Raw genomic sequence first — 8,325 nt, forward strand, 5'->3', positions numbered from 1 at the left:
CCGCTCCAGTGGTGCGGCCTGGTCTTCAGGCAGGAGCACCACCGAGAGATAGCCCACGGAAGGGTTGTCGGTCCCCAGCAGGAAGCCCGACATGCCCTGGTCATAAACGCGGGGCTTGCCTTCGTCGCACGCGTAGTAGAGCTGGCGCACGGACCACGGTGTGTTCTCGCTGCGCGCCAGGGCGATACCGGCATGCGAGTAGCGGATGCCAAAGCGCCCCAGGTCCAGGCCAGAGCGCGCCACCAGGGCCACGCGGTGCCCGGACTGGCTCAGCGTGTGCTTGATGATGTCGGCGAAGCGGTAGAGGGTGTCTTGCTGCGCCGCGGTGAGCCTGGCCTGCCGATCACAGAGGTGAAAGTCACCGGCGTGCGCCTCGGCAGACAGCATCAGGCCTGCAACGGCCAGCGCAGCCGCTGCGCCCAGGTGACGCCCGCCCACTCTCAATCAAAGCACCATCATCACAGCACGACGGGGCGGCTGGCCAGCTCGCGGTACCAGTGGTCTTCCATCACCAGGAAAAAGGGCTGGCGTGGCTCACCTGCGGCAAAGGCCACACCGAAGGGACGAGGCTGCGCCGTCACGATGGCCCCCTCGCGCACCTGACCGTTGTCAACGGCCTTCTGAGGCAGCAACAGGTAGAACTCGTCGCGCTGGGCTTGCTCGGCCGTGGCTTGCAGCTTGAGGCGGACCATGCCGGGCTGATCGTCCAGCGCGGCCATTTCCACCACCTTGTAATCACCAGCGGCCGTCTTGTCGTCCTTGGTCGAACTCTGGCTGGACTTCTTGATGGAGGTGGACACGCTGCCCACTGCCGTGCTGATGCTGTCGGAAATGGAGGCGGAGATGGTGGTGTCGGCATGCGCCATGTTGGCGGCCAGACCACAGGCCAGGGCCATCGACATGGCGATTGAGCGGATAGGGCGTTGCAGCATGGTGACGAAGGTGATCATGAACGCGGACAGCGCGTTCTTCTGCCCGGATTTTCTGCCATTTCCCAACCATGGAAAGCAGATTTACCAAGTCAGGCCGGCTTGCGCACCATCTCGATGGCGTCAAACGGACACACAACGGCACATTTCGCACAACCCGTACAGTGCGCCTCGTCGTGCAGAGTCGAACACTTGGGGCCCCAGCCACGGGGGTCCTGCGCTTCAAGCCACAATACATGAGGTGCACACGCGCTGACGCAACGACCGCAACCGGTACAACGTGACGGATCGATGACGGGCAAGGCGCGAGGCATCTGGCTATGGGTTCGCAGTATGTCTTGAGGGAAGGATACCGATGAACACCTTGTTTACCGGCCCGGATGGGCAATCTCGTTGCCGCTGGTGTGGTGGCGCCCCCGAATTTCTGGACTATCACGACAAGGAATGGGGCTTCCCGGTCAGCGACGATCACCGCCTGTTTGAAAAGCTGTGCCTGGAGAGTTTTCAGTCGGGCCTGAGCTGGCGCACCATTCTGGCCAAGCGCGAGCACTTTCGCAGGGCCTTTCACCACTTCGATTTCAACCGGATGGCGCGCTTCACGCCCGCTGACGTCGAGCGCCTGCTGCAGGACGAAGGCATCGTTCGACACCGCGGCAAGATCGAGGCGGTGGTCAACAACGCGCAACGCGCCCAGGAGCTCGTCCAGCGCGAAGGCTCCCTGGCCGCCTTCTTCTGGCGCCACGAGCCCGAGGCCGGGCAGCTGGCCACGCCCCAAAGCGCATCCACATCGGCCGCATCCGAGGCCTTGTCCAAGGCACTGAAAAAGCAAGGCTGGAAGTTCGTGGGGCCCACCACCGTCTACGCCTTCATGCAGGCCATGGGGCTGATCAACGACCATGCAGAAGGCTGTGTCAGCCGGGCACAGGTAGAGAAAGCCCGCAAGCGCTTCAAGCGACCTTGATCGGTACACTGCAGCGGTCTCAACGATTACCACACTGAGGTTTCATGAACGCCAAGATCCTTGTTGCACTGGCCCTGTCCGCTGTGGCCCTGCAGGCGCGGGCCGCCGATCCCAAGCCGAGCACGCAGAAGCTGCCCTCGGGCGTGGAAGTCACGCACCTCACCGTGGGCAAGGGTGCCAAACCCACGGCCAGCGACACCGTGAAGGTGCACTACGAGGGCAAGCTCGCCAACGGCAAGGTGTTCGACAGCTCGTACAAGGACGGCCAGCCCATCAGCTTCCCGCTTGACCGCGTGATCAAGTGCTGGACCGAAGGCGTGCAGACCATGCAGGTAGGCGGCAAGGCCACGCTGCGTTGCCCGTCGAAGACGGCCTATGGCGCGGCTGGCGCAGGCGGCGTGATTCCGCCCAACGCCGACCTGACCTTCACGGTCGAGCTGCTGGGTATCGAGAACTGATCAGCTCAGCTGACCACGCCTCGTCCACCTTTGCGCACGCCCTTGCCGTACTCATGCGATTGACGTACGGCACGGTGCACATCCTGGTCGGTCATGCCGATGCCTTGCAGGAACTGATCGCGCAGCTTCAGCACCGAATCCACCGACTCTTCCGAAGCCTCGATCAGGTAACCCTGGATGCGCTCCAGCTCGCCGATCTGGCTTTCGGTGAAAGTGGGCTTGGACCAGGCCGGCAACATGGCACAAGCTGCCAGGCCCCAGGCCGTGGGATTGTGGTGTACCTCTTGCGCCAGCATGGCCTGGTTCAGGTCTTCCAGGGTGCTGGACTCCAGATCCTCGATCAGGCCGTTTTCCACCACCTGGGCGGCCACCACCCGCGGTTCGGCCACATCAATCACCACGCGACACAAGACCTTGTCGCCGTAGGCGTGCAAGCGGTGTCGCCAATGGCCCTGATACAGACAGGCCGGGGCAATCGGTTGATCGCTGTCTGACGAAACATTGTCAAACCAGTTCATGGCGCCATCCTCCGTGAGATCGGTTTCAGGAAGGTGCCCTCTGCGGTACAGCACAGGTCACTGGTGACCATCATGCAGAAATCGCGCCCGGTTTGGTGGAAGGAATTGGCATGAAAACCCCGAATTGGGGGTTTCATGCAACGAGGCCGCCCAAGGGCATGATTCGCCCTTATGCTGGATGGTTGTCAGAAGAAGTCGATGCCCGCTGCCGGGGCAGGTTCGCTGGGCCCATCGCCGCCGTGGACGGCATGCTCTTCCGGTGTGGAATAAGTCGCTTTCAAGGCATCCAGCCAGCCGTTCAGATCAGGCAGCGTGGCCGTGCCTCCGGCCACGTGATCCTCCAGCTTGCGCATGTCCTCGCAGACATGGGTCAGGATCTGCGACATCCGGTCTTCATGTTGCAGCGCCACCAGGATCTGATCCAGGTTCTGGCGGACATTCCCATTGAGATCGCACAAGGCCTGTGACGCCGATGTGAGCTCCACCAGAGAGTTGAATACGCTGCCCACGGATTCGTGCAGGATCTGATGTGACAGCACGCCATCCTTGCCCGCCACCGTGGCCTTGGCCCGCAGGCCTTCTATCTCTTTCAGGATGCCATCGAGTTGCGATGACAGGTCCTTGTTGAGGTGCTCGGATCGGCCAATGGCCTGGATGAGTTCATCGGCCACAGCAAAGAAGGAAACGAGCAGATCCACCACGGTCGAGCTGGAGGCGCGCAGACATTGTTCGATCTGCTGACGCCAGATGGGAATGACGCCTCGCGCGAGGTCGGCAAGGCGATCATCCTGCTGGTCTCTGACATTGGTGGACATGGGCTCTCCATCCGATGGATCAACGCCAAGATGACGTCATTTGCGCCCGCGATCAAGCCGGTGGCAGCGAGGCACCTGCCATTTTTGCCAATAACGACCCGACATGCTGGTGAATTTGAGGGACTTTTTCAGCTTGTTTGGCCGCTCGATCCAACCCGCCGGCTCATCGACGCCCACCCAGCGCATCGCGAATCTGGCGCAGCAACACGATGTCTTCGCTGGGCTCGGCGGGTGCGGCTGGTGCTGCTGGCGTTTCAGCCTTGAGCTTGTTGATCTGCTTGACCATCATGAAGATGATGAAAGCCAGGATGATGAAGTTGACGGCCACCGTGGCGAAGTTGCCGTAGGCCAGCATGGGCACGCCCGCCTTGCTCAAATCGGCATACGTCATGGCACCTTTGTAGTCAGCCGGCACCTGGCCCAGCAGCAGGAAGTAGTTGGAGAAGTCCAGGCCGCCCAGCGCCTTGCCCACCACCGGCATGATCAGATCCTTGACCAGCGAATCGACGATCTTGCCGAATGCGCCACCCACGATCACGCCCACGGCGAGGTCGATCACATTGCCCTTGACGGCAAATTCCTTGAATTCAGATGCGATGCTCATGGCTTGTTCCTTGAAAGGTTGAGATATCAGAGGTAGCGGTAAAGAGAGGAATGGGGGGCCTCAGCGGCTGGGCGTCGGTGCACGTCCAGCCATCAGCTCATGCACCACGGCCAGCAGGCGATGCAAGGCCCCGGGCTTGGGCAGCACGGCATCAAACCCCATGTCCAGCCAGCGCTGGGCGCGTGCCGCGTCTTCACTGGCGCTGAAAGCCACGATGGGGGTGCGTGGCTCGGTCAGGTCGAGTTCCAGACGGCGGATTTCATGCATCGCCGCTTCACCGGACATGACGGGCATGTTGATGTCCATGATGACGACATCAAAAGGCTGCTCGTCGAGTGCAGACAACCAGGCCCTGACGGCCATCAGGCCGTTTTCCACCAGGGACACGCTGCAATGCATCCGCCCCAGTTCCGCCAGGATCATCAAGGCCGTGGAGGGTTCGTCCTCCACCACCAGCACCCTGGTGCTACCCACAGAACGCAACATGTGCTCGCACCTTTCATCTGTCCAACGCATGGCTTGCAGTGTGGACAGTAGCGAGCCCGCCTGCACCCATCCCAGGTGCGGCACCCACCCAGACTTTCGTCTAGGTGGCCTCAGTCTCCGGGTACGAGCTTGTGCTTGATGGCCAGCACCACGGCTTCGGTGCGGCTGTCGACCTGGAGCTTGCTCAACACATTGGTGACGTGGAACTTGACCGTGGGCACGGCAATGCTCATCTGATCGGCGATCTCCTGGTTGCTCATGCCTCGCACCATCAAGGCGAGGATCTGGCGTTCGCGCTGGGTCAGGTCAGCACCGGGTACATCACGCTGCTCGTTGGCGATCATGGCGTCGGTGACCTCGGGACCCAACACACGCCGGCCGGCCTTGACCTGCAGGATCATGTTGATCAGCTCCTGCGCCGAAGCAGTCTTGAGCAGATAGCCGCGTGCGCCGGCTTGCACGGCCCGACGCACGGCATCGGGATCCAGCATGCTGCTGAGCACCACAAAGCGCGTGTCAGGCAGGATGGGGTGCAGGGCCTCGATCACGCCGATGCCATCGAGGTGCGGCATGATCAGGTCGACCAGCACCACGTCGGGTTTGCAGTCCGGGATCAGGCGCACGGCATCGCGGCCATCGCCGGCTTCGCCCACCAGCTTCATGCCGCGTTCACCCTGGATCATGCCCACCAGGCCGGCGCGCACCATGGGGTGGTCGTCCACCAGGAAGATGGTGATGTCGGTCGGGGCGTCAATCAGCGTCAAAGGGTTCTCCAATCTGCACGCACAGCTCGGTGCCTTGACCGGGTGCGCTCTCCAGTGTCAGTGCCGCGCCGATGTCGCGGGCTCGGGTCTGCATGTTCTCCAGGCCGAAGTGGCCCGGCTTGGGTACGGCGGGGTCGAAACCGGCCCCGTTGTCGTGAATGCACAGCAGGGCACGATCAGGGCCGCGCACCACCCAGCGCACCGCCAGCTCGGAGGCACCACTGTGGCGAGCCACGTTGGACAAGGCCTCCTGCGCGATGCGGTAGAGCTGCATGCGCGTGGCCTCGCTCAAGCCATCCGTGGGTGCAATGCGTGTGGTGACGAGGATGTCGCTGCGCCCCACCAGGGCATCAAGGGCTTGCTTGAGCAGCTCGCCCAGGCTCATGCCATGCAGCGCGTCCGGCCTCAGCTCCAGCATGAGCAGGCGCATCTCGGCCAGGGCACCTTGCGTCAGGCGCTGCAGCGAGCGGGCCTGGGCCGCCTGGGCCTGGGCATCCGGGTCTGCCATGGCCTGCAAGGATCGGGTGAGGGTGCCGGCCACCACATTGGCGGCGAACAAGGTTTGCGACACGGCATCGTGCAGGTCGCGGGCGATGCGGTTGCGCTCGGCCATCACGGCCATGTCACGCGATTGCTCGGCCAGCTGGGCATGGCGCATGGCCAGGGCAGTCTGGCTGCCCACGGCCGTCAACAGGCGAATGCGCTCGTCATCAAAGTAACCGGGCACCTCGTGGTCCACCCGCATCACGCCCAGCACGCAGTCGCGGAACTGCAGCGGCAAGGCCATCCACGAGCGACTGTGGCGATACAAGGCCGAGGTACGGGCATCGTCGGTCACGCGGTCCAGCAACCACGACCAGAAGCTGTGCTGCACATCGTTTTCGATGAGGGGCTGGCGTTCGCGCTCGATCCGTTCGTAGTGCCCCAGGTTGCTGCGCGACAGGCGCATGCCGGTGAGCTCGTCCTGAGGCGCGCTGTCGCCAGGATCGCCCGTGCGGTAACCCATCAGCACCACACGGCCTTGCTCGGCCAGTTGCTCACGGGCCCACAAGGAGGCGCTGCTGTAGCTCAGGGTGCGCTCCAGGGCCTGCAAGGCCTCGTTGACCAGCTGGTGCATGTCAGTCTGGCGCGCCAGACCGATGGACAGATCCTGCAGCGTGCTCAGTTCGTGCGTGCGGGTCTGCAGGCGGTGGGTGAGCGCCTCGTTGAGCGCCTCCAGCTCCTTGCGGCGTTTGCGCATGGCCATCACCATGCGGCGCAAGCTTGATGAGAGCTGGAACGCATCGGCGCTGTCTGCGGTCAGGGGAATGTCCAACGTGTCGGGCGCCTCGGGGCTGCGCAGGGTTTGGGCCGCTTGCACGATGCGCCGCTGCGCCTTCATGGCGTGGTGGGCCACGGCGGCTGCACCCAACGCAGACAAGCCCCCCGTGAGGCCCATGGCGAGCCAGGTCGGGATAGGCGCGGGCCCCTGCCACCACACCAGCGCGGCCACGCCGCCACTCACCAGCGCCCCGGCAGCCCCGATCTGGGTGGCCAACGCGCGGCGGCGGATCGTCCGTCGCAGAACGACCAGGGGGAGGAGCAGACGCGAAGGCATCGGTATGGGGCTCAGGGTGCCTGATCGCCACCTTGATCGCCGCCCTGCCTGCCTGCTTCAGGCAAACGGGTATAGCGATCTGCCAGGGCCGACAACACACGTGCTGCCACATCCTGCCCACCGAAGCCCAGGGCGATGGCCAGGCCCAATGACAAGGCCCCCACCACCGCACCAAAGGCGATGACGATGATGTCGGCCGGCAAGCCGGACTGGCGCAAGGCCAGGGCCACCGTGAAGAACAGGATGGCCACGCGAGCCGCCTGGGCCCAGGCGCGGGCCTGATGCGTGCCGCTGGCCTCGATGGACTGCGCCGCCACGGCCGACAGCCACAGGCCCAGCGTCAGCACCATCATGGCGGCCACCAGCCGGGCCATGACACCGCCCAACAAGGTCACGGCATCGGTCAGCACGGCAAAGCCCAGCACCTGGCAGCCCTGCGTGATCGCGGCCATCACAAAGGCCACCATCACCATGCCACCCACCAGCTCGGACAGATCGCGCCCGGCCAGCTTCCAGTTCTCCGGCAGGCCCATGCGCGCCGGCCAGCGGTTGATGCCCGCACCGGCCAGCACCGTGGTCAGCAGGTTGGCCACCACGCGGCCCATCAAGGCACCCACGGCAACGATGACGGCAGCAGACACGAGTTTGGGGATGAGGTCCACCACCGCATCCAGCATGTGGCCCACGGGACGGGCGATGGCGTCCAGGCCCAGGGTCTGGAAGGCGGCCGTCAAGGTCGGCAGCAGGATGAAACCGAACACGACAGAGCCTGCCAGGCTGGCCAGCGTACGCTCACCCAGAGCCGTCTGCAGGCCCAGTCGGGCAGCGAGTTTTTCGGAGCCCGCGGCCGTCAGCACACCTTCCACGATCTGGCGCACGATGCGCGCAGCCAGCACGCCCACCCCCAGGATCACCACCGAGCCGAACACATTGGGCACAAAGCCCATGAGCCGCGACATCATCACGTTGACCGGGTCCAGCAGGGCCTGCAGCTGCAAGGTGCCCAGCAAGGCGGGCAGGGCAAACAGCCACACCAGGCCGGAGACGATCTGCGCCAGCACCTTGCCCAGACCAGGGGTCTTGAGCCTGGTTTCCAGCCCGGTGGTGTTGACCGCCTTGATCAGTGCGGCCCGCGACAAACGCGCCGCGATCCACGCCGCCAGCACAATGGCCAATGCGCCAGCCAGGCGGGG

The 8,325-nt window shown here is 64.1% G+C and carries 12 protein-coding genes; 2 read left to right on the forward strand and 10 right to left on the reverse strand.

Annotated elements, in window-relative coordinates; translation table 11 throughout:
* The 3 genes from VFW93_RS03405 to VFW93_RS03415 form a co-directional block, all read right to left on the reverse strand.
* A partial coding sequence (locus VFW93_RS03405) for a DUF2145 domain-containing protein (RefSeq protein ID WP_329692581.1) occupies positions 1–438 on the reverse strand: 438 nt, incomplete at its 3' end.
* A 20-nt stretch (positions 439–458) separates the two neighbouring features.
* Positions 459–950, reverse strand: coding sequence for a hypothetical protein (locus VFW93_RS03410; protein WP_329692582.1), 492 nt, complete (start codon positions 948–950; stop codon positions 459–461).
* Positions 951–1,021: 71 nt separating this feature from the next.
* Complete coding sequence (locus tag VFW93_RS03415; RefSeq protein ID WP_329692583.1) at positions 1,022–1,243, reverse strand: ATP-binding protein; 222 nt, start codon at positions 1,241–1,243, stop codon at positions 1,022–1,024.
* Between the two features lie 41 nt (positions 1,244–1,284).
* Here VFW93_RS03415 and VFW93_RS03420 point away from each other — a divergent pair, with 41 nt between their 5' ends.
* Both VFW93_RS03420 and VFW93_RS03425 read left to right on the forward strand, forming a co-directional pair.
* Positions 1,285–1,890 (forward strand): DNA-3-methyladenine glycosylase I, encoded by a 606-nt coding sequence (locus tag VFW93_RS03420; RefSeq protein ID WP_329692584.1) that lies wholly within the window; start codon positions 1,285–1,287, stop codon positions 1,888–1,890.
* A gap of 44 nt (positions 1,891–1,934) precedes the next feature.
* Complete coding sequence (locus VFW93_RS03425; RefSeq protein ID WP_329692585.1) at positions 1,935–2,348, forward strand: FKBP-type peptidyl-prolyl cis-trans isomerase; 414 nt, start codon at positions 1,935–1,937, stop codon at positions 2,346–2,348.
* A gap of 5 nt (positions 2,349–2,353) precedes the next feature.
* Here the strand turns inward: VFW93_RS03425 and VFW93_RS03430 are convergent, their stop codons facing one another.
* The 7 genes from VFW93_RS03430 to VFW93_RS03460 all read right to left on the reverse strand — a co-directional run.
* Complete coding sequence (locus tag VFW93_RS03430) at positions 2,354–2,866, reverse strand: hypothetical protein (protein WP_329692586.1); 513 nt, start codon at positions 2,864–2,866, stop codon at positions 2,354–2,356.
* Positions 2,867–3,051: 185 nt separating this feature from the next.
* A complete protein-coding gene (locus VFW93_RS03435) occupies positions 3,052–3,681 on the reverse strand; it encodes a hypothetical protein (RefSeq protein ID WP_329692587.1) in 630 nt (209 codons plus the stop codon).
* Between the two features lie 163 nt (positions 3,682–3,844).
* On the reverse strand, positions 3,845–4,285 hold the full coding sequence (gene mscL / locus VFW93_RS03440) for a large conductance mechanosensitive channel protein MscL (RefSeq protein ID WP_329692588.1): 441 nt from the start codon (positions 4,283–4,285) through the stop codon (positions 3,845–3,847).
* A 60-nt stretch (positions 4,286–4,345) separates the two neighbouring features.
* The gene (locus VFW93_RS03445; RefSeq protein WP_329692589.1) at positions 4,346–4,771 is read right to left on the reverse strand and encodes a response regulator; all 426 of its coding nucleotides are present in this window, start codon (positions 4,769–4,771) and stop codon (positions 4,346–4,348) included.
* A 110-nt stretch (positions 4,772–4,881) separates the two neighbouring features.
* Positions 4,882–5,535: a response regulator transcription factor gene (locus VFW93_RS03450; protein ID WP_329692590.1), complete on the reverse strand. Its 654-nt coding sequence runs from the start codon at positions 5,533–5,535 to the stop codon at positions 4,882–4,884.
* Positions 5,522–7,132 (reverse strand): GAF domain-containing sensor histidine kinase, encoded by a 1,611-nt coding sequence (locus VFW93_RS03455; RefSeq protein WP_329692591.1) that lies wholly within the window; start codon positions 7,130–7,132, stop codon positions 5,522–5,524. The genes VFW93_RS03450 and VFW93_RS03455 overlap by 14 nt, the downstream gene beginning before the upstream one ends.
* 11 nt (positions 7,133–7,143) lie before the next feature.
* Positions 7,144–8,325 (reverse strand): mechanosensitive ion channel (locus VFW93_RS03460; RefSeq protein ID WP_329692592.1); only part of this gene is annotated, 1,182 nt, incomplete at its 5' end.

Source organism: Aquabacterium sp., assembly GCF_036279675.1.
Taxonomy (GTDB): Bacteria; Pseudomonadota; Gammaproteobacteria; order Burkholderiales; family Burkholderiaceae_C; genus Aquabacterium.